The sequence below is a fragment of the Paenibacillus sp. BC26 genome, assembly GCF_900116125.1.
In the GTDB taxonomy this organism is placed as follows: Bacteria; Bacillota; Bacilli; order Paenibacillales; family Paenibacillaceae; genus Paenibacillus_Z; species Paenibacillus_Z lignilyticus.
Genome location: NZ_FPAD01000001.1, coordinates 1,032,418 through 1,052,821, shown reverse-complemented (window position 1 = coordinate 1,052,821; position 20,404 = coordinate 1,032,418). Strand labels below are relative to the sequence as shown.

Below are 20,404 nucleotides of genomic sequence, written 5' to 3'. Positions count from 1 at the left end.
ATCCAAAACCTGCTTCAAAACGCTATTGATTCAGCTCTAAGGGACAAAAATAACCGATACAGTCAGACTAATTGCGAAAAATGGATGTAATGCCCATTTATGACCGTTACAACTTTTCAGGTTATGCCCGCCGTTTGCGTCACATCACGTGTACCCACCAGAACCACAAGAACCACACGAACCACGCGAACAGAGACATCGCACGCTCATGTTCCCGCCGCCAACCATTTTTCATGCAAAAGAAAGCTGGCTCAAAAGTCGGATTCCTCGGGACTTTTGAGCCAGCTTTCTTTATCGTTTTATTTGGCGAAGCGATGATGGCCAATTGTCGTAATCACGTCCAGACTGGACCAGAACGATCCTTTGGAAACGGCTGGATTGAAGAAATAGACGGCATCCTTCACGTTATTCTTCCCGTTAAGAGCATCCTTGGCTGCACGCAGCGCACCTGCATGCGGCTGGCTCTTGTCGAGCATCCCGTTGTGGGCCGGCGGAAATTGTCTTCCCGAATAAATAACATCGCGGATCGAATCCGGGAACTTCGAATCCTTCACCCGATTCAAAATCACATTAGCTAATGCAAGCTGGCCTTCATACGATTCATAACCGGCTTCCACCATCGTAATCTTGGCAAGCAGCATGAGATCCGCTTCCGTGAATGGTTTGGCAGCTTTATGAAAGAAAGAAGGAACAACAACTTTTATCTTCTTGTTCGCGGCAATCTTCGACTCGCCGGATAGACCGTTACGCTTAAGGAGCTCTTCCTTCGTGACGCCGAATTGCTCACTGATTTGGTCCAAACCAAATTCGTCCGTAATCTCCGCCGGTTCAACCGTCTTCAGCTCGATCACATCTGTGTCGGCATTCCATTTCAATTCGGCATGGAGCAATTCCGAGAGCTGACGCAATGGCACATAAAGTCTATCATCCGCCAGAAATGGAAGCGCCTCCATCCGGTAACGTGCACCGTTGAAATAAACGACCGGGACTTCATTTCCAAGCACAATCTTATCGCCTAGCGCCGTGTTTATCGTTAATTCCTCATTCGCTTTGTTCCAGCTTGTCTTAGCGCCGAGCAGCTGCGCAACGCGAGCTACGGGTATGTAAGTTCTGTTCCCTACCATAATTGCAGGATCGGCCAGCTTCACCGTCTCGCCATTCAGTTCAATCGCAATATGGGTCTTATTAGTAGTTTCCGCTGCTGAAACGATGGACATTGGCCCAATTCCAATCAGAAGTAATGCCAAAGCCATCGTTACGATAAGCGGCTTGAATGGTCTGATCATGAATACCTCCAAGCTCATCAGTAGTATAATCTGCCAAACTTGCTCTGGGCAAAATTATAACACAGCTAATTGCACCTGTAGGATTAACATTTTCACAGAATTAATAAAAACTTTAACTTTGCGATGAAAAATCACCCTTCTTCGATGTCTGCCACGAGGTCGCTTGCGACTTCTACCATCTTCGGAATGACCGCTTCATTCGTGCCGGAAACGTACAAATCCCCTTGATAATGACGGAAAGGGATCTGGATATCGCCATAGCTCCACATGAAGAAATCACCTTCTATGGACATGGCAGTCGCTCCTTTCACGGTAAAAACGGATGTATAGGTGAAATCCGGCTTGGACGCAAAATACTGCTTGCACTCCTCCAGCGAAATGGTGGAAGCGGCAGCATCCTCATGGGCTTGTAACGATCTCGTAATGCGGTAACGCTGACTCATAATCGGCCTCCAATATAAATTGATGCTTATATTTTAGCAGAAATAAACCCGACCTGCTAAGGTCGGGCCGGGACTGTTACGAATGGAGTGGCTGGTACTGGAGCGATTAGGCTTTCGGGTAGATACCGCTTAAGCTGGCTCCCTCTGCGAAGAAGCGCTTAATGTTCTCCTCCACCACGGGATCCTGCAGCAGCGGCGGTGCTTGATGCGGCTTCGTGCGGGCGTCGATAATCACATTATCGCATGCCCAATGCTTGAATTCGTAATAGCTGTTTACGCCATAGATATCATGGGAGGGATTGCTGCGCGTGAAGGTCGCCCACAAGAAATTATTCAGCGTTTCGCTTACGAATCGGCTGTCGTCACAAACGATAATCATCGGACAAGCATGGATCGCCCCTCTGGCATGAATCGCCTCGGACAACGCCTTGAATTGCTGCTCAGCTTCGGCGTAATTGCTGAATGCTGGCCCTTGGATGGCGACAATGCCCGGCATTACAAGCGAAGCATGCTCATATCCGGGAAGATCTTTCAAGACCTCTGGAACCTCTTGGCACAGCACTCTCTTCTTATCTCCCACCGCGGCGAAAATCACCTTGCTGCCGGTATTTAAGCCGGTTCCGGAATAATCCAGCGTATCGATCGTCGTATTCGTGTAGAAATGGATATCGCGCCGGAGATCCATTCGTTCCAGGATATAGGTAAGGAACCCTTCTATATCATGCGTATCCACCGGTTGATCCTCTTCTGCGGTAATAAACAAATACTTCGCCAGACTCAATTGCCCCGTTCCGAGAATACGGTTCGCAATCGTGAGAATCTCCGCAGGCTGCTTGACTTGTGTATAAGGCGTGTACCTTTCACTGCCAATCGCAAATAGCAGCGGATGAACGCCTGCGGCATCGACAGCATGAACTTCTTTGACGCCGGGAATTTCCTGCTGAATCGCATCCCCCGTCAGTTCATGAATGAGTGCGCCGAATGCCGTGTCCTCTTGAGGCGGGCGACCGACAACGGTGAACGGGAAGATCGCGCCCGGTCTGGCATATACTTTATGCACCTTCATGACCGGGAACTCATGGGTGAGGCTGTAATAGCCCAAATGATCGCCGAAAGGTCCTTCCGGTTTGGTCTCACCCTGATGAATTTCTCCGGTGATGACAAAATCGGCATCATTGCTGATACAAAAGCCATCGATATAGCTGTAGTGGAACCGACGCCCTGCGAGTAATCCCGCGAACGTAAGCTCGCTCATGCCTTCCGGCAGCGGCATGACCGCAGAAAGCGTATGCGCCGGAGGACCGCCGATAAAGCAGCTTACTTTGAGCGGGACGCCCAGCTTGTTTGCTTTCTTCTGATGCACGCCGATTCCGCGATGAATTTGATAATGAACGCCAATTTCTTTATTCATTACATAATCGTTCCCGCTAAGCTGAATCCGGTACATCCCCAAATTGGAATTCATTATGCCCGGTTTCTCGGGGTCTTCCGTATACACTTGCGGCAAGGTGACAAAGGCACCGCCGTCGTCCTGCCAATGTTTGATCAGCGGAAGATCGCTGATTTGAATTTCCTGCATGGCAACAGGCTGTCCGCCGGACTTTCGTACCGGCAGCGCTTTCCGAGCGGCAAGGCCTGTCCCGATATGTTTGAACGGGTTCTTAAGAGCTTGCATAGGATCATTGCGCAGCGCAATGACGTTCTGAACCGAATCCCAGGTATGCCGAAAAATAAATTTACTGCGCTCCACCGTTCCGAAGAGGTTGGAAACGGCCCGAAACTTCGAACCTTTGACCTTCTCGAATAATAAGGCAGGACCGCCGATTTCGAACATTTTCATATGGATCGCCGCCATCTCCAGATGCGGGTCTACTTCTTCCCGAACACGGACCAGATGGCCGTTTCGTTCCAGATCCGTAATGCATTCTTCCAAACTTCGATAGTTCATCGTATGACTCCAATCTCTGAGCTTCCTTTGCTATCTTTCATTATAGCCTTATCGTTAGGAAAATAAAGAGCGTGCCGAGTGGTCTCGGAACGCTCTGTAAGAAGTGCTGGCCGATATTATACCGTAACCGCTTGCTGCTTCTGCTCCAGCCAAGCTGTCATATCCCGAGCCGTCATCGGCTTACTGTAATAGAAGCCTTGCATGACATGGCAGCCTCTGGACTGCAGGATGTCGATTTGATCTTGCGTCTCCACGCCTTCGGCCACTACTTCGAGGTTCAAGTTCTTGGCGATGGCAATGATATTGCTAATGATCGCTTGCTTGGACAGCTGCGCGCTCTTGTGAATAAAGATTTGGTCGATCTTCAGCGTATCCACCGGCAGCTCGTCCAAAGTACCGAGCGAGGAATATCCCGTTCCGAAATCATCAAGCGATACCTTCACGGCCAGATCGCGGATGCTGCGCAATTGCTCAATAATATCGTTAACATCACTCTTCGCAATGGATTCCGTTATCTCCAGCTCCAAATAGTGGCCCGGCAATCCCGATATCCGCAATGCCTCGTCCACCATCTCGAACAGCAGCTGGCTCTCGAAAATCCGAATCGACATGTTCACCGAGATACAGGTGTGAATGTTATCGTTCTCCTGCCAATATTTGTTCTGCTTGCACACCTCTTGCAGCATCCAGCGTGTCATCGGAATGATCATGCCCGTTTCCTCTGCTACCGCAATAAATTCACTTGGCGATACGGAGCCCAGTTCAGGATGCTGCCAGCGCATCAAAGCTTCCATGCCGCTCAATTGGTCAGAGCCTGTATCCCACTTCGGCTGATACATGATCGTGAATTCGCCGTGAACCATCGCTTTGCGCATATCTTTCTCCAGCACCAGCTTGCGAATCTGGTTGCGGCTCATCTCTTCGTCGAAGATGCGGAATCTGTTCTTGCCGTCCACCTTCGCCGCATACATCGCCGTATCCGCTGCTTTCAGCAGCGAAGAACGGTCAACGCCATGATAAGGAGCATGGCTGATTCCGATGCTGCACGTAACATACAGCTCATGCGCTTCAATAAAGTAAGCCTGTTTGATCTGGTTCAACAAATTATGAGCCAGCTGCTCCAATACGGCGATTTCCGACGTTCTTGCCACGACCAGGAACTCGTCGCCTCCGAGCCGGAATATCAGTTCCCCGTCAGTAGCGCATAAGCGCAGTCGATCCGCTACCTGCTGAAGCAGCATATCGCCAACGTCATGTCCGAGCGTGTCGTTAATCATTTTAAACCGATCCAAATCAATAAAGAGGAATGCCCCCTGCTCCAGGCGATCATTCTTCTCGTTGAAAAACCGCTGAAGGTCATGCCGATTAGGCAAGTTGGTTAACTGGTCGTAATAAGCCATCTTCTCCAGTACATGCCGATCGAAGAAAACCGCGCCCCACGAAACAGCCAGTATAAAGAAGGTCGATACGGTTACGCCGAACAGTAGAAAAAACTGCGGTTCTCCGCTGCCCATCGCATGATGGATCTCCCCGCTTGAAGTAAATTTCGCTGCCGCCATGCCCGTGTAATGCATGCCGCAAATGGCGATACCCATTACGATTGCAGAAATGAGCTTCCATAAAGTGAAATCAGGAGAGTAGCGAAGCTTGTGGAACAAATAAAGCGCAGCGTAAGAGGCTGCCAGCGCGATGAAAGCAGATAGTAACCATAACGGTACATCGTATGTAATTTGTCCCGGCATGCGCATCGCGCTCATGCCTGTGTAATGCATCGCCACGATGCCGCATCCCATAATCAAACCGCCTAAAGCATACCTCAGCGGGCTGGACTGGCTTCTGGCCGTAATGCGAAAGGCGATAAACGATGCCAGGATGCTTCCGAGCGACGATAGAATCGTCGTAGTCGTATCGTATGTCACTGTCGTATCCATGTGATAGGCCAGCATCCCGACAAAATGCATCGACCATACGCCCATCCCCATGACCACTGATCCTGCTATCAACCAGATCGTACGTGTTCTGCCACTCGATCGTGTAATTTTACCTGCTAGATTCAATGCTGAATACGAGGCCATAACGGCAATCGCAAATGATAGAAGGACAATCCATATGTTATAGTGACCCTGCATACGCTCTATGGGAACCCCCTCTTTTCGGACGAATTGATATAAGTACTCCTATTATATGTTATTCGACATTTCTCTGATAGCAGAAATATTTGATGTCAAAAAAGATCAAAAAAAGCCACTTCCGGTCGAAGTGGCTTTCTTGCTTAACTTCCTCTATCCTCGGCTGACGAAAAACGGCAGCTTCTCGATACCCGCAATTCGCAGATAGATAAACATTTGACCTTTGTGATGTATTTCATGATCCTTGGCATTCTGAAGCAAGACGCTGCCGCGAAGGACATTGCCGAAGAAATCGATCGGTTGATCCAATTGCTCCGGCATGATCGTTCTCAGAATCGATTCCGTTTGCGCAGTTTCAGCTTCAATATTGGCTTTCAACTCTTCAATAGTCGAGAAGGGTATCGACGGTACTGCCGGCGTATAGGCTCCGTTCTGTACCGTTGAAGCAAACATCCCCATCGACCCGGTGATATGCAGGACAAGACCCGACAAGGACATGCCCTTCTCCCAGGGCTTCATCCCGAGCTGCTCGGTTGTTACGTCCGTCAGCATGTGGTGCAGAACTCTGCGATGGCTCAGCCAGTCTGAAATAAATCCGTTGATCATTGTCATCTGAGTCGTGCTCCTTAGGTTTCTCAGCACGTAGTATATGCACTATGTCCGGCGCATATAAGCTTTTACCGTTATTGGCGCAAAGATTGCCACAATCACAGCAGCACCGATAAGGGAGATGACCAGATCCCAGCCTACCGTACCTTTGTTGGTCAAATCACGGACGGCCGAAATGAGATGCGAGATGGGATTGATTTTGACAAACCATTGGAGCCAGTTCGGCATTGTCTCCGTCGGTACAAACGCATTGGACAAGAACGTAAGCGGGAACAGCACCAGCATCGAAATCCCTTGTACGCTCGAAGCGGTACGGGCGATGACGCCGAAGAAGGCGAAGATCCAACTCATTGCCCAAGAGCAAGCGATAACAAGTACAGCAGCTAAGGCAACATGCTCCAAACCGCCCTCAGGGCGATATCCCATAATGTAGCCCATGCTAAATGTAAGCACCGTGGCAATGGTATACCTTATGGTATCGGCCAGCAATGCTCCCGCAAGCGGGGCAATACGGGCGATCGGCAGCGATTTGAATCGGTCAAACACCCCTTTATCCATGTCCTCCCGCAGCTGCACCCCTGTGACGATGGAGGTGGTAATGACCGTCTGAACAAGAATCCCGGGAATGATGACCGGCAAGTAGCTTGCAACGTCGCCGGAGATGGCTCCGCCGAAGATATAGGTGAACATCAGCGTGAAAATAATCGGCTGCAGCGTGACATCGAACAATTGCTCCGGCGTGCGGCGAATCTTCAATAGTCCCCGGTAAGCCATGGTGAGCGAGTTGCGCAGCGTCTGACCGAGGCTGGTATGGTTCTTTAATTTAAGCTCTGCTGTTGATTTCATGGATGTGCCGCTCATGCTCTTGCCTCCTTCGCTTTGTACACTTCATCGGATGCCTGCGTCGTTGTGGCATCTTCCTTGACGCCTTCGCCTGTAATCGTTAGGAATACTTCGTCAAGCGTCGGTTTCTGCACGCTCATCTCGGACAGATGAATGCCGGCCGTACGCAGCGCTATCAGCAGATCGGTAACGAGGTCGGCATTTGCCATTGGGGCTGTAATTTTGCCCGCTTCGGATGAGATTTTGGTCGGAACGCCCAGCACCTGTTCAATAATTTGGCGCGCACTGTTGTTATCCCCGAGATCCGCAAGCCGCAGATGCAGCGATGAAGTACCGACGGAAGCCTTCAGTTCATCTACGGTACCTTCCGCAACCACTTTACCGGTATCGATAACCGCAATCCGATCAGCCAATTGGTCGGCCTCATCGAGATACTGCGTAGTCAGCAGGACCGTTGAGCCCGTCTTCACAAGCCGGCGGATCGTGTCCCACATCTGTGAACGTGTTCGCGGATCCAAGCCGGTAGTCGGCTCATCCAAGAAGATGAGCGGCGGCTGCGCAATCAAGCTTGCGGCCAGATCCAGCCGGCGCCGCATGCCGCCCGAGAAGTTCTTAAGCGGACGTTTCGCAGCCTCGGACAAACCGAATTCCTCCAGCAGCTCTTCTGCTTTACGGCGCGATTCCGCCCGCCCCAGCCCAAGCAGCCGAGAGAAGATAATCAAGTTCTCGGTAGCGCTAAGGGACTCATCGACAGAGGCATACTGGCCGGTCACGCCGATCAATTGACGGACAATCTGCGATTCCTTCACGACATCATGACCGAATATTCTCGCCGAACCCGCGTCCGGACGGAGCAGCGTAGCCAGCATGCGAATCGTTGTTGTTTTCCCCGCACCATTGGGACCGAGTACGCCATAGATCGAACCTGTACGCACTTTCAGATCCACCCCATCTACTGCACGGTTATCGCCAAATGTTTTGACGAGCCCTCGCGCTTCAACGGCCCATTCGCCGTTTGAGCCGCCCTTGTTTCCATAAACCATTGCAATTCCTCCTAGATAACTGATTACTTAGGATGTTATCTCAACTTTATGAACTGAATGTGAACCATCAGCGGGCGGATCGGATTTTGCATAATTTCCCTCTTCTCGTGACACAATTTATGGAGGAATTATAGAGAAAAGAGGGATTAGAAGTGAGTACAGTCCCAGAGTTTTGGAAGGAGCTTGGTGAATCCGCGGATTTCGTTTGCTACGAACATCAGATGAACGCGGGCACTTTGTTCATCGGCTATTTTAAATCTCTCACGGAGGAAGAAGTCTTGCAGCAGCATATCCTTAGCTGCCTAAGCAACCATTCCGACATGTCCTTCGAGGACTTGTACCACTGTGTCCCCGTAGCGGAAAAAGAAATATCCTCCGATTGGGATCTTATCGAAAGCAAGATCTATCGGGGATATGTTGCGATTCAATTAGGCCGGCAAAGCCATCATTGTATCTTGATCAATGCGGCTGCATCCAAAGGGCGCAATGTCACGATACCCGAGGTCGAATTCACCGTGGAAGGACCCCGAGAGGCCTTCGTTGAATCCTTGGATGTCAATCTTAACTTGATTCGCAAGCGCCTTCCCTATCCTGATTTACGTGTAAAAGAGCTCACTGTCGGAAGTATATCCAAATCGAGGGTTGCGATTATTTATATCAAAGGCATAGCGAACGAACAATATTTAAATACGTGCATACAGCGCATTAAGGATGTGAAATTCGATCAAATCACGGACACCACGCTGCTTCAACAAATGATCGAGGATAATTCCAATTCCATCTTTCCGCAGACAATCGGCACAGAAAGGGCCGATTATGTAGCCTGGGCCGTTTCCTCGGGGCAACTATGTGTAATGAAGGACGGGTCCCCGACTGCCTTTTTTGCCCCGGTCAACCTATGGTCGTTTTTCATCACTTATGAAGATTATTATTTGCCTTGGATCGTCGGTTCCTTATTACGGATGATTCGCGTGTTTGCGGTGCTGTTTTCCGTCTATGCCTCCTCGTTATATGTTGCTGTTATGACCTATCACGGACAAGGTATTTCTAATGTCTTTCTGCCAACGATCGTATCCTCGAGGATCAATGTCCCTTTTCCTCCTATCGTAGAAGTGCTCATTATGGAGCTTGTCATCGAATTGTTACGGGAAGCCGGCGCCAGATTGCCTACGAAAATCGGACAAACCATTGGTATTGTCGGAGGTATCGTGCTCGGAACGGCAGCCGTAGAAGCCGCGCTTACAAGTAATTTTTTATTGATCATTGTGGCGTTATCGGCGTTGGCTTCCTTCACGACACCTATCTTTCGAATGAGCGCGACGATCCGCATTTTGCGTTTTCCATTTATCTTCGCCGCGCAGATATGGGGCTTATTAGGCATTTTCATTTGCACGTTTGCCTTGGTTGCCCATTTATTGCGCCTAACATCTCTCGGGATGCCTTACTTGGTTCCGATCTATCCGTTTCGCACTTCAGACTTATATGATACGGTCGTTCGTCCACCCTATTCCAAGTTTCATCATCGATTTAGCTTCTTGAGATCGCCTAACCCCGTAAGATTCGACAAGAAAAATGCAAACAAAAAGAGGGACCTAAAAAAGAGGGACATCGATGAATGATTAGCTCTGGGGGTGATACAACCATGAAGTCAAAGGAACATCTGCGTTTTACCATATCCCCTTTTCTCGTTTTTATATTGATTCATGCCATGCAGTTCGGGCCGGAATATGTCTCTATGTCGACCAAACCCATTCAATTGGCAGGCCAAGATTCATGGATTTCTGTCATCCTATGCGGAATCAGTTTCCATATTATTATTTGGATGATGTATCGCATTCTCAACCGGAATGAGACTGACCTTATCCAAATTCATAAACGATTTTTCGGGAAATTGTTAGGTGGAGGTCTTAATTTTATCTTTATCGGTTACTTCCTGCTTATAGCAACTTATCTACTACGCATGTTTATCGAGATTATTCAAGTCTGGCTGTTTCCTGATCTTAATACATGGCCGTTAGCGTTGGTGCTGCTCCTGCTCGTTTATTACATCGTCGCGGGAGGGTTTCGTGTGATCGTGGGCATATGTATGTTTAGCATGCTGAGGTATATTACGATATTGTCTTTGTTTTTCCCTTCGACTTTTTATCATTTCAGCAATTTGTCGCCGGTTCTGGATCATTCGCTGAATGAAATCGTCCAAGCAAGTACGACGTTGACATTTCCTTATTTAGGCGTGGAAGTGCTCTTGTTCTGCTACACCTTCATCCGAATGCCCAAAAAATCCGAAAAGTGGGCTCATTTGGCCAATGGAATTACAACCGCTTCTTATTTAATCATTATTTTCTTTTCATTGCTGTTGTTCAAACCCGAACAATTATCGACTGAAATATGGCCGCAGTTAAGCAAGTATAAATTTGTACATTTTCCGTTCATTGAACGATTTGAATACATCGGCGCTACATCACAGATTTTATGGGTGATTCCGATCATATGCCTCAGTCTCTGGGCTTCAAGTCGAGTGTGCAAGCTGATTTTCTCCGTAAAACAATTGACTGTCCTTCCGATCTTATTAATTGTGGTCTTCATTCTTGTATGTCTGATTCCGGGTCGGACTCGCATTGAGGCCTTACAAAACCTGTTATCCGAGATCGGATTCTATATGATTTATGCGTATATTCCATTCGTATTTATCGTCGACGTGGTCAGAATGAAAGTGAGAAGAACCGTATGATTCGATGTTTTTCCTTATTCCTGCTTACCTGTTTTCTGCTGTTGCTGAGTGGGTGCGTCAAGCAAGAAGTGTTGGAGAAAATAACCATTACTTTTGTATGCGCCTTCGATGAGGCGCCGAATGAAGATATCGAATTTACGATAGCGGCGCCTAAATTTCATGCCGGCAAATCCGCTACCGTTACCAATATCTTGTACTCCAAGGTTGGCCACACGACCAAGAACATTACAGAATTAATGGACATGCAATTAAACCGTCCCATTAAACCCGGAAAAGCTTCCATAATCCTATTTGAACAAGAGTTGGCGGCAAAAGGATTGGCAGATCAATTGGATGTCGTTTTGCGGGATCCTCTCGCTTCACGAAGGATGTATTTAGCTGTTGTTGATGGAAAAGCAAAGGCGCTATTGCAATCGAATTTCAGTTCCGATGAGGAGAAAGGGATGTTCTTGTTTAATTTGCTCGATACGAACGTGCGGAACGGACTTGTTCCGAGGCAAAATCTTCATGATTTCGAGTACGCTTATCTGGGAAAAGGAATGGACCCTTTTCTGCCGCTCATTAAACTGCAAAACAATCAAGTGATGATTTCCGGTTTAGCGTTATTTAAGGATGACAAATATATCCTGTCACTGAACGAGAAGCAGATGCGAGTCATGAAGCTGCTTATGGAAAATGTGAAGCATGGCGGTATTCTTGAAACCAAATTGGACAACGGATCTTACATCGCCTTGAAAAATGTAGGTTCGAAAGTGAATTATCGCGTCGGGAAAGATACGCAGCATCCAAAGGTAACGATAAATTTAAACATGAACAGCGAATTAATTGATTCGAGGGGGATTCGCTTAACCTTGCTTGAACAGCAGAAGATGGTAGAAAGCTTTGAAGCGGATATAACCTCAACCGGAATGGATCTGATACAAAGGTGTAAAAAAGAAGGGATAGACCCGTTTGGGTTAGGGGATTTCGTTAGGAGCAAGACGAGAAATTGGAACGAAGCGGAATGGAATCAACAGTATCCAACGATGGACGTAAAGTTAAACGTTAAGGTTATGCTTTCGGAAATGGGAATCCGAAAATAAATCGGATGACCTCGCTTTGTAAGCACACAAAAAATCCGCCTGAGAGGGCGGATTTTCGTTTATTCCTTATTCAGCATCATATCGAGAATCAGATTATCGATATCCGAGGTCGCTTCATTCCCGATCCGGCAGAAGTTATCGATCGTTTTCTCCGCATCATTCTCGATAAAACCATTGGTCGATGAAATGGTCATCCCTTTGGAAGCCAGAAGCGCGGATTGAACGGCTGCGCTTGTGCAGGTCGCAACTTTCATGGCGCAGCCGCCTTTGGCACCATCGCACATCATCCCGGTTACATTTCCGAGCATGTTCTGGATCGCGCCTTTGATCTCCGATTTGCCGCCGCCAAGCAAATAGGTGATGCCGCAGCTCGCACCCGTGCCGGATACCGTCACGCCGCATAATGCGGATAGGCGGCCAAATTTCGATTTAATATAAATCGTGACTAAATGGCTGAGCGCAACTGCGCGGATCAATTGATCCTCCGATGTCCCCAGCTTCTCTGCCGCTGCGATTACGGGATTCGTCGCGGCAATGCCTTGATTGCCGCTTCCCGAATTCGCCATAACAGGCATCGAAGATCCGGCCATACGAGCATCCGATCCCGCCGCTGCCAGAGCCATCGCGTGAGAGATTAAATCATCGGACAGAATGCCTCTTTGCACATTTTCTTTAATCGTCTTCCCGACTTCAAGCCCGTAGGAATGAGCTAATCCGTCCAGCCCGGCTTTTCGGTTCAACTCGATGCTTTGCTTCACCAGATGGAGTTCTCCCGGATCGATCGCATTCACAAAATCCACAATAGCATCGATGGATAGCGAGCCGCGTTCTTCCTTGGAGCTCTTGAAGCTAACATTCGCGCAGCCGCCTGACTCTACGACCTTCCCATCTACTTCAATAAGGGTAATATTCGTGTGATTGTCCGTAATCACAACCTTCGCATAGCGATCTTCCGTTTCGGCAATAACCTCTATATATAATTTTCGAGGCGTGTCTGCAAGCTCAAACGTGGCCGTACCTTGCTCCACCATGGCTTGCGCCGCAGCGATATCCGCAGACGTAATGTCGGCGAGCACTTCCAGCTGCTTGTCGGCATTACCGGCCAAGGCACCTAACGCAGCGACAAAATCAATGCCGGTCAGCTCCGTACCGGGTATTCCCACAGCCAATGCATTCTTAATGATACCTGCACTCGCTTTAACCGTGATGCGTACAATCGGATCAGGCAAATAGGTTTTGGCTTTTGCCGCAGCTAAGGCGATCGCAACCGGTTCCGTACAGCCAAGCGCGACGACAAGCTCATTTTGCAAGATTTGAATGAAACTGTGCTTCTCCAATTCATGTCCTCCTAAAACACCTAAAGGCACCGTACACCTTCGCATAATTCTAAAAATATACTATAGGTTGCTCCTCGGAATCAATCATATTCTCCAGTAAGTTTTAACCTTTCCGAAAAATGAAAAAGGACTGCTTATCGCTAAGCAGTCCCTCTTGTTATTTTGTAACGCTTTGCTTCATCAATTCTTCCGCGTAAGCCGTTAATTCAATCGATTTGCCGCCATCAAGACGGGACGCTTCGGCAGCGAACGCCATTAGATGGCTGCGTACGGAAGCGACTGCTGAAGTTAACGTCTCTTGACCGTGATAGTTCCGCACATCGGTCAGGAAACTTCTGACGATACCGGCATCACCGCCGCCATGTCCGCTCGATTGCGAAGGGATCGTAATTTCTGTTTTCTGATGCGTCAGGAAATCAAATAAGGTGATCTTATCGTCATCGCCGCGCAGTTCGCCGCGCGTACCCATAATTTGAATTCTGCGTTCCTGCTCGAATGTAAAGCCGCACATGCTGAACATCGCCGTTGCACCGTTCGCAAACTCCATGCCAACGACTTGATGATCGACCACGTTATTATCGCTCTTATACACGCAGCGACCGTAATTCGTTTCGCGCAGGCCTTGGACGATATTCTCTTTGGTAAGCTCCGGAGTAAAATGTCTGGCCCAGCCTTTAAATTGCTCGCTTAAATAGAAACGAGGCGCAGAATACGGACAAGTCGTTTCAACCGCACAATCGAGACAACGATCGGCCGACCCTTCCGGTGCGTTCGCTTCATTGAAGTGCATGAGCGATCCGTAGGAGTTCACACGCACACACGGCTGATCCATGAGCCAGGACAGAACATCCATGTCATGGCATGACTTCGCCAAGATCATCGGACTGGAGGTGTCGGAATTGTTCCAGTTCCCTCGGACGAAGCTATGCGCGATATGCCAATAGCCTACATTCTCGTTGAGCTGGATGGATACGATATCGCCGATATGCCCATCGCTCAGAATTTGCTTAATCTTACTCCAGAACGGAGTATAGCGCAGCACATGGCAGATGGATAACAAAACATTATTTTCGCGAGCCGCTTGTTCCATTTGCAGACACTCCAGCGGGTCCGGGGACATCGGCTTCTCCAGCAGAACATGATATTTGTTGTTTAACGCCTGTATCGTTGGGTGAAAATGCATCCGGTCCATCGTGCAAATAACGGCAATATCCGCAAGCTTCGGATTCGCCAGCAGCTGCTCCCAAGATTCGAAGCTCATCTCCTCCGGAATATTATGCTGCTTCGCAAACTTCTCGCGGCGATTCGCATCCGGCTCGGCTACCGCAACGAATTTCAATTCATGCGGATAGTCCAGGGCAAATGGAGCATAGCTTCCCGCTCCCCGTGCACCTGCCCCAATTAGTATTGCAGTAAGTTGAGCCATGTTGTCTCCCCCATTGATTCCCAGAATGAATTCTCTTCCCTAATCCGCAGTTAACCCAGCACTGCGCTGTCTTGCAACTTGACGACAGGCTCGTTACAACCATGCAGCTCGAAAATAATCAGTTCATTCGCACCTTCACGAAGCAGCGGTGCCGGAATATATAACGTCTGCTGTGGTCCAATCTCCCAATAACGACCCAGATTGAAGCCGTTCACATATACAACGCCTTTCGTCCAGCCGCTCAGAGCGAGGAAGGTATCCGCCGCTTCATCAACTTGGAAGGAGCCCTTATAGAACGTAGGCTGCTCTTGCTTCACGCTGCTCTCATGATAGACCAGCTTGCGGAGGTCATCCAGAGGCAGCGGGCGGATCGTCCAATGGTACAGAAATTGCTGGCCAAGCCGTACGCCTTCCGTAATACCCTTCGGATCTTTCATATAGGGACCATAATTAATGCGGCCCATATTCTCGACCAGAATTTCCAGTGTCGACCCTTCTGCCGGGATATCGAGCAGCACATCATGGTTTTTGTTATTGCGTTCGATCGTGCCTTTGTATTCCCCATTTAAGAATATAAGTGCGCGGTCATGCACATCCTGCAAATTAAGACGGGAAGCGGTGATCGGCCCGATCACTCGCGTCGAATACAGAATAAATCCGTAATCCTGCCCAAGCTGCTCCATCGTTTCCGGGCATGTACGCGCTACCGGAACGGAAAGCTTATCTAAAGACGGGAAGAGCGGAGCTTGCTCTGTCAGGGTAACGCTGCCGTAGGTTTTCTTCTTGATTGGCTCCGGGAGGTTAAGCGGTCCAAGCTCCACATACTTCGAAATAACCTCGCGGAATTTATAGAATTTGTCCGTCAGATCGCCGGACTCGCTGATTGCCACGTCATAGTCATAGCTTGTAATCGTCGGTTGGTGTTTCTCCTCACCGAAGTTCGCGCCATTATAGAAACCGAAGTTCGTTCCGCCGTGATACATGTAGGCATTTACCGAAGCGCCTATCTCCATCATATCATCCAGCACGCGTGCCGCATCGTCCGAATCGCGCGTATGGTGCTGCTCGCCCCAATGGTCGAACCAGCCATTCCAATACTCCATGCACATCAGCGGTTGATCTTGCTGATATTCGCCTAATTTATCGAATGACTCTTGCACGCGTGACCCGAAGTTCACGGTCGCCAGAACATCCTCCACCATGCCGCCCTGCAGATAGAAATCGCCCGGTCCGTCGGAGGTGAACAGCAGCACGTCGATGCCTCTGTTCTTCATGCCATGCTCCAAATACTTCAGGTACTTCTTGTCGTTCCCGTAGCTGCCGTATTCATTCTCAATCTGCATCGCGATGATCGGGCCGCCGTTGGTCGAGAGAAGCGGCACCAGCTTCGGCAGCAATACGTCGTAATACGCATCCACTTTATCGAGAAAAGGCTGATGATAGCAGCGCAGACGCATGCCGGGATCAGCAAGCAGCCAAGCAGGCAGGCCGCCAAACTCCCACTCCGCGCAAATATAAGGACTCGGGCGAACGATGACATGCAAGCCCAGCTCACCGGCAATTTCAATGAATCGAACGAGATCCGCAATGCCCTCAAACACGAACTGCCCTTCTTTGGGCTCGTGAATATTCCAAGCTACGTAGGTTTCAACCGTATTGAAGCCGCCTTCCCTTAGCTTCCAAAGGCGGTCCCGCCAATATTCCGGTACAACGCGAAAATAGTGAATAGCCCCTGACAGGATGCGAAACGGCTCGCCATCGAGCAGGAATTGTTGTTTGTCTGTCGTCAATATTGGCATAACTATACCTCTCTCCATCTATATGCGGTAATGTTGTGACAGCCCGAACCACCTAGGTTCGGGCTGTCTGTTATGGAATCACTTGCGCTTATTTCCACTCGCCTTGGACATGGTTAGCTTCTAATTCTTTATTGACTTCGTCAATCATTTCTTTGCCGCCTTTAGCCATGTACTCCTCGACCATTTTATCCCAATCGCTGAGCGGTCTTTCGCCGAAGATCATCTTCGTCGTTTCATCCGTAATATACGTCTGCAGCTCTCCGCTCTTCTCCATGAGCAGCGGCGAGATGATCCGGCTTGTCGGATTTACGTAAAACTTCATGCTATGCAGTCGATCGGCTAACGTTTGTTGGAACTTCTGATCCTCAGGCGTCTTCGCGATCTTGGCAAACGTGAACAGATCTTCGTCGTTCATGAACCATCCGCCTTCGGTAATGTAAGCACCCGGAGCAACGTTCGAGCGGTTCTCCGCGATTGGCTGTGCTACGCCGTCCACCATTTGATAGCCTTTTCCTTCTCCGCCGTAGAGCCAGTCGAAGTATTCGTTTTGCGGGTTGCGCTCTTCGAACGTGACCGGTTTGTGGAAGTAATCGATCATTTCGAGAATGCGTTTTACTTTCTCCGGCTGATCCTTCAATTTCGCCGAGATCATATACATCCGGTACCAGCTGCCGTTGATGGTGAGTCCCTCAGAACCATCCGGAGCTTTGAACGGCGGAATCGGCTCTATCACCGCATTCGGAGCGTTTTGTTTCAGCACATCGAACAATACGCCGTTGTTTCCGCTGTTGCCAGGCTGTTCATACCAAATGCCGACTTTACCCGCATTAAACGCTTTGAAAATATCCTTGTATGCCGTTACTGCCCAGTCCGCTTGCAGGATGCCTTCTTTTTGCAGATCGGCAAGGAAAGTGACTTTCTCTTTATTACCGTCCGCGATAATGCCCGGGATCAGCTGACCGCTGCTGTTCTTGTGATACCATACCGCATTGCCGTAATAAGCCCCGAACGATGGATCGTAATAAATACCTTTGGCCAGACCCAGACCGATCGTATCCGCTTTGCCGTTGCCGTCCGGATCGTCTTTGGTGAAGGCGATGGCAACCTTTTTAAGCTCTTCATAATTCGTCGGCATTTTCAGACCCAGCTTATCCAGCCAGTCCTTGCGAATGATCGGCTTCTTGCCGCCTTTCGAGGAGAAGTAGGTTGGGATGCCATACACTTTTCCTCCTACTTTCAAAGAGTCCCACGAATAATCAGGCACGGCCTTGGTCGACTCATACTGCTTCAAGAACTCGTCCAGCGGCAAGAATGCCCCTTGCTTCGCCCATTTCGTATAGTTCGCGTTTACTTCTTCCATCCCGATAACATCAGGAATATCGCCGGAAGCCATTTTCACGGCAAGCTTCTCTTCATACGTATCAAAAGGAATGTATTGCGGTTTAAAATCGACATTGAATTTCTCGTTGATTTTCTGCACGGCTTCGCTGTTCCCGGTTGGAACCGGGTCTTCCCATGTGCCGTCGAACCAATCAATCGTCAACTTCTCGGCATGCGGATCTGCTGTCGTCGCAGCACCGTTGTTGGTCGTACCCGCGTTGGAGGACGTATTCGAATTGGGATCCTCATTGCCGGATGAACATGCTGCAAGAATAGAGCCGGATAGTGCAACTACCAGAACCGATGAAACTAGTTTGTTACGCATACTTTCGACCTCCTCTTTATGTTGGGCACAGCGATGATCCTCACTTACATGAAAGCTAGCCTTTCACGGAACCGAGCATCACCCCTTTCGCAAAATGCTTTTGCAGGAACGGGTAAAGCGCAAGAATCGGAATAGTTGCGATTAGAATTGCTGCCATGCCGATCGTTTCAGCCGGCGGAGAAGCATTCGCGAGTGCGGCTTGCTGCCCGTCCGAGAGAGAATCGAGACGCTGGCTCAAGATGACAATCTGCCGCAATATGACCTGAATGGTCCATTTGGTCGGATCGCTGATATAAATAAGTACCGTAAAATAGGTGTTCCAGCTGGTCACCGCATAGAAAAGTCCGAATGCGGCGAGCGCGGGTTTGGACAACGGAAGAATGATGCGCGAGAAAATCTGCAGATCATTCGCGCCATCTAGCACCGAGGCTTCCGTAAGATCATTGGGGATGCCAAGAAAGAACTGCCTGAGCACGATCAAATTAAAGGAATTGATGGCCCCCGGAATAATAAGCGCCCAGTAGGTATCGAGCAAATGCGTTTCCTTTACAACCATATAGGACGGAATAATACCCGCTCCGAAGACGAATGTAAACAACACAAGGAAAAGAAAAAATTTCTGCCCTGTAATTCTCCGCGACAGCGAATAGGCCATCATGGAGGTGAGCAATAAACTGAAGAGCGTACCTACCACCGTAACGCAGATGGTGACGATGAGCGCCCGGACAAACACCTTGGAATGGAAGATGTATTCATAAGCATCCACGACCCATTTTTCCGGAAACAGGATAAACGGCTTGGCAGCGCTCTCCGAAACCGATGTAAATGAGGTCGCAATCATGTAATAGAACGGAAACAGCATCGCAAGCCCGACCGCGGCAAGCAAGATTACGTTAAGGGCATTTGCAAATTTTTCCGAAATGGAATGAGTTTTAACCACTGCTCCACCGCCTCCTTAGTAGATTCCTTCTTCTCCGAATTTTTTGGATAACTTATTCGCTCCAACGATTAGAATCAAACCTACGAGTGACTTAAACAGCCCTACCGCCGTTGCAAAGCTGAAGTCCGAATTCTCGATCCCTTTGTAATACACGAACGTATCAAGCACATTCCCAATCTCCTTGTTGAGCGGGTTCAGCATGAGGAAGATTTGTTCAAATCCAACATCAAGCACGCTTCCGAGTCTTAGGATGAGCAAAATAATGATTGTACTGCGGATCGAAGGCAGCGTGATATGCCAGATCTGCCTCATTCGACTTGCGCCGTCGACGACAGCCGCTTCGTACAGATGGGGGTTAACCCCGGCTAATGCCGCGAGAAAGATAATCGTCCCCCAGCCGGACTCTTTCCAAATCACCTCGAGCACAATGATCGGCATGAACCAATGGGGCGACGTCAGAAACGGAATCGGTTCGGTTCCGAAAGCCATTTGAATGAGCTGATTAATAATCCCTTCGGATTTCAGGAATGTCGTTACAATCCCGATGACAACGACCCAGGATAAGAAATGGGGCAAATAGACAAGCGATTGAATGACTCGCTTATATCGTTCGTTGCGCACCTCATTAAGCATGATCGCCAGTACGATCGACACCGGAAAGGCGAAAGCAATTTGAAGGAACGAGAGATACAGCGTATTCCAGATGACTCGGATGACTTCGCTATCTTCGAAGATTTTCTTAAAATGTTTCAGTCCGACCCAGTCGCTGTGCAAGAAACCTTGAAACGGACTGAAATCCTGAAAGGCGATAACGTTTCCCAGCATCGGAATATACCGATAAATGATAAAGTATAAAAGTCCCGGGAGGAGAAGCAGGAACAGGTAGCGCTCATTCCACAGCTTGTCCACGAAGGAACGTTTTCTTTCCCTGTGAGCCATAACTGTTACCGGTGCGTTTGTACCTGGATTTGTATAGTTATTCAATGATGATCCCCCTCTGATTATTTGTAGCGGATGAATCTTGATTTTTCATTCCTAGCGCTATACTATAAGAGTCACGCCTTGAAGAACATCGGAAATATG

General features: G+C 48.9%; 16 protein-coding genes. 3 read left to right on the top strand and 13 right to left on the bottom strand.

Annotated elements, in window-relative coordinates; all coding sequences use genetic code 11:
• Window positions 1–299: 299 nt before the first annotated feature.
• The 7 genes from BM412_RS04410 to BM412_RS04380 form a co-directional block, all read right to left on the bottom strand.
• Window positions 300–1,286 (bottom strand): cell wall hydrolase, encoded by a 987-nt coding sequence (locus BM412_RS04410; protein WP_091214429.1) that lies wholly within the window; start codon window positions 1,284–1,286, stop codon window positions 300–302.
• Window positions 1,287–1,417: 131 nt separating this feature from the next.
• Window positions 1,418–1,729 carry a hypothetical protein gene (locus BM412_RS04405; RefSeq protein ID WP_091214426.1) on the bottom strand — a complete coding sequence of 104 codons (312 nt, stop codon included), beginning with the start codon at window positions 1,727–1,729 and terminating at the stop codon, window positions 1,418–1,420.
• 106 nt (window positions 1,730–1,835) lie between these two features.
• Window positions 1,836–3,677 (bottom strand): UbiD family decarboxylase, encoded by a 1,842-nt coding sequence (locus BM412_RS04400; protein WP_091214423.1) that lies wholly within the window; start codon window positions 3,675–3,677, stop codon window positions 1,836–1,838.
• 116 nt (window positions 3,678–3,793) lie between these two features.
• Window positions 3,794–5,806: a bifunctional diguanylate cyclase/phosphodiesterase gene (locus tag BM412_RS04395; protein ID WP_091214421.1), complete on the bottom strand. Its 2,013-nt coding sequence runs from the start codon at window positions 5,804–5,806 to the stop codon at window positions 3,794–3,796.
• 153 nt (window positions 5,807–5,959) lie between these two features.
• Window positions 5,960–6,418, bottom strand: coding sequence for a DinB family protein (locus BM412_RS04390; RefSeq protein ID WP_091214418.1), 459 nt, complete (start codon window positions 6,416–6,418; stop codon window positions 5,960–5,962).
• Window positions 6,419–6,460: 42 nt separating this feature from the next.
• The gene (locus BM412_RS04385; RefSeq protein ID WP_091214416.1) at window positions 6,461–7,276 is read right to left on the bottom strand and encodes an ABC transporter permease; all 816 of its coding nucleotides are present in this window, start codon (window positions 7,274–7,276) and stop codon (window positions 6,461–6,463) included.
• Complete coding sequence (locus BM412_RS04380) at window positions 7,273–8,301, bottom strand: ATP-binding cassette domain-containing protein (RefSeq protein WP_091214414.1); 1,029 nt, start codon at window positions 8,299–8,301, stop codon at window positions 7,273–7,275. Before BM412_RS04380 ends, BM412_RS04385 begins: the two co-directional genes overlap by 4 nt.
• A gap of 152 nt (window positions 8,302–8,453) precedes the next feature.
• Between BM412_RS04380 and BM412_RS04375 the strand changes: the two genes are divergently transcribed.
• From BM412_RS04375 to BM412_RS04365, 3 genes are read left to right on the top strand one after another with little or no spacing between them, the layout of a single operon-like run.
• Window positions 8,454–9,920 carry a spore germination protein gene (locus BM412_RS04375; protein WP_091214412.1) on the top strand — a complete coding sequence of 489 codons (1,467 nt, stop codon included), beginning with the start codon at window positions 8,454–8,456 and terminating at the stop codon, window positions 9,918–9,920.
• A gap of 23 nt (window positions 9,921–9,943) precedes the next feature.
• Complete coding sequence (locus BM412_RS04370) at window positions 9,944–11,032, top strand: GerAB/ArcD/ProY family transporter (protein ID WP_177245657.1); 1,089 nt, start codon at window positions 9,944–9,946, stop codon at window positions 11,030–11,032.
• Window positions 11,029–12,114, top strand: a complete 1,086-nt coding sequence (locus BM412_RS04365; RefSeq protein ID WP_091214407.1) for a Ger(x)C family spore germination protein — start codon at window positions 11,029–11,031, stop codon at window positions 12,112–12,114. The genes BM412_RS04370 and BM412_RS04365 overlap by 4 nt, the downstream gene beginning before the upstream one ends.
• A 59-nt stretch (window positions 12,115–12,173) precedes the next feature.
• Here the strand turns inward: BM412_RS04365 and BM412_RS04360 are convergent, their stop codons facing one another.
• The 6 genes from BM412_RS04360 to BM412_RS04335 all read right to left on the bottom strand — a co-directional run bounded on the left by BM412_RS04360 (window position 12,174) and on the right by BM412_RS04335 (window position 20,260).
• On the bottom strand, window positions 12,174–13,451 hold the full coding sequence (locus BM412_RS04360) for an L-cysteine desulfidase family protein (RefSeq protein ID WP_091214404.1): 1,278 nt from the start codon (window positions 13,449–13,451) through the stop codon (window positions 12,174–12,176).
• A gap of 157 nt (window positions 13,452–13,608) precedes the next feature.
• The gene (locus BM412_RS04355; RefSeq protein ID WP_091214401.1) at window positions 13,609–14,877 is read right to left on the bottom strand and encodes a Gfo/Idh/MocA family oxidoreductase; all 1,269 of its coding nucleotides are present in this window, start codon (window positions 14,875–14,877) and stop codon (window positions 13,609–13,611) included.
• 50 nt (window positions 14,878–14,927) lie between these two features.
• A complete protein-coding gene (locus tag BM412_RS04350; RefSeq protein ID WP_091214399.1) occupies window positions 14,928–16,676 on the bottom strand; it encodes a glycoside hydrolase family 35 protein in 1,749 nt (582 codons plus the stop codon).
• Between the two features lie 88 nt (window positions 16,677–16,764).
• Window positions 16,765–18,381: an extracellular solute-binding protein gene (locus BM412_RS04345; protein ID WP_091214396.1), complete on the bottom strand. Its 1,617-nt coding sequence runs from the start codon at window positions 18,379–18,381 to the stop codon at window positions 16,765–16,767.
• 55 nt (window positions 18,382–18,436) lie between these two features.
• Window positions 18,437–19,321: a carbohydrate ABC transporter permease gene (locus BM412_RS04340; protein WP_256256111.1), complete on the bottom strand. Its 885-nt coding sequence runs from the start codon at window positions 19,319–19,321 to the stop codon at window positions 18,437–18,439.
• A 15-nt stretch (window positions 19,322–19,336) separates the two neighbouring features.
• The gene (locus BM412_RS04335) at window positions 19,337–20,260 is read right to left on the bottom strand and encodes an ABC transporter permease (protein ID WP_091220176.1); all 924 of its coding nucleotides are present in this window, start codon (window positions 20,258–20,260) and stop codon (window positions 19,337–19,339) included.
• Between the last annotated feature and the right edge of the window lie 144 nt (window positions 20,261–20,404).

Excerpts from the sequence above, each read along its gene's own strand:
- BM412_RS04410 (WP_091214429.1), bottom strand. The coding sequence starts at position 1,286 with ATGATCAGACCATTCAAGCCGCTTATCGTAACGATGGCTTTGGCATTA.
- BM412_RS04405 (WP_091214426.1), bottom strand. The coding sequence starts at position 1,729 with ATGAGTCAGCGTTACCGCATTACGAGATCGTTACAAGCCCATGAGGAT.
- BM412_RS04400 (WP_091214423.1), bottom strand. The coding sequence starts at position 3,677 with ATGAACTATCGAAGTTTGGAAGAATGCATTACGGATCTGGAACGAAAC.
- BM412_RS04395 (WP_091214421.1), bottom strand. The coding sequence starts at position 5,806 with ATGCAGGGTCACTATAACATATGGATTGTCCTTCTATCATTTGCGATT.
- BM412_RS04390 (WP_091214418.1), bottom strand. The coding sequence starts at position 6,418 with ATGACAATGATCAACGGATTTATTTCAGACTGGCTGAGCCATCGCAGA.
- BM412_RS04385 (WP_091214416.1), bottom strand. The coding sequence starts at position 7,276 with ATGAGCGGCACATCCATGAAATCAACAGCAGAGCTTAAATTAAAGAAC.
- BM412_RS04380 (WP_091214414.1), bottom strand. The coding sequence starts at position 8,301 with ATGGTTTATGGAAACAAGGGCGGCTCAAACGGCGAATGGGCCGTTGAA.
- BM412_RS04370 (WP_177245657.1), top strand. The coding sequence starts at position 9,944 with ATGAAGTCAAAGGAACATCTGCGTTTTACCATATCCCCTTTTCTCGTT.
- BM412_RS04365 (WP_091214407.1), top strand. The coding sequence starts at position 11,029 with ATGATTCGATGTTTTTCCTTATTCCTGCTTACCTGTTTTCTGCTGTTG.
- BM412_RS04355 (WP_091214401.1), bottom strand. The coding sequence starts at position 14,877 with ATGGCTCAACTTACTGCAATACTAATTGGGGCAGGTGCACGGGGAGCG.
- BM412_RS04350 (WP_091214399.1), bottom strand. The coding sequence starts at position 16,676 with ATGCCAATATTGACGACAGACAAACAACAATTCCTGCTCGATGGCGAG.
- BM412_RS04345 (WP_091214396.1), bottom strand. The coding sequence starts at position 18,381 with ATGCGTAACAAACTAGTTTCATCGGTTCTGGTAGTTGCACTATCCGGC.
- BM412_RS04335 (WP_091220176.1), bottom strand. The coding sequence starts at position 20,260 with ATGGCTCACAGGGAAAGAAAACGTTCCTTCGTGGACAAGCTGTGGAAT.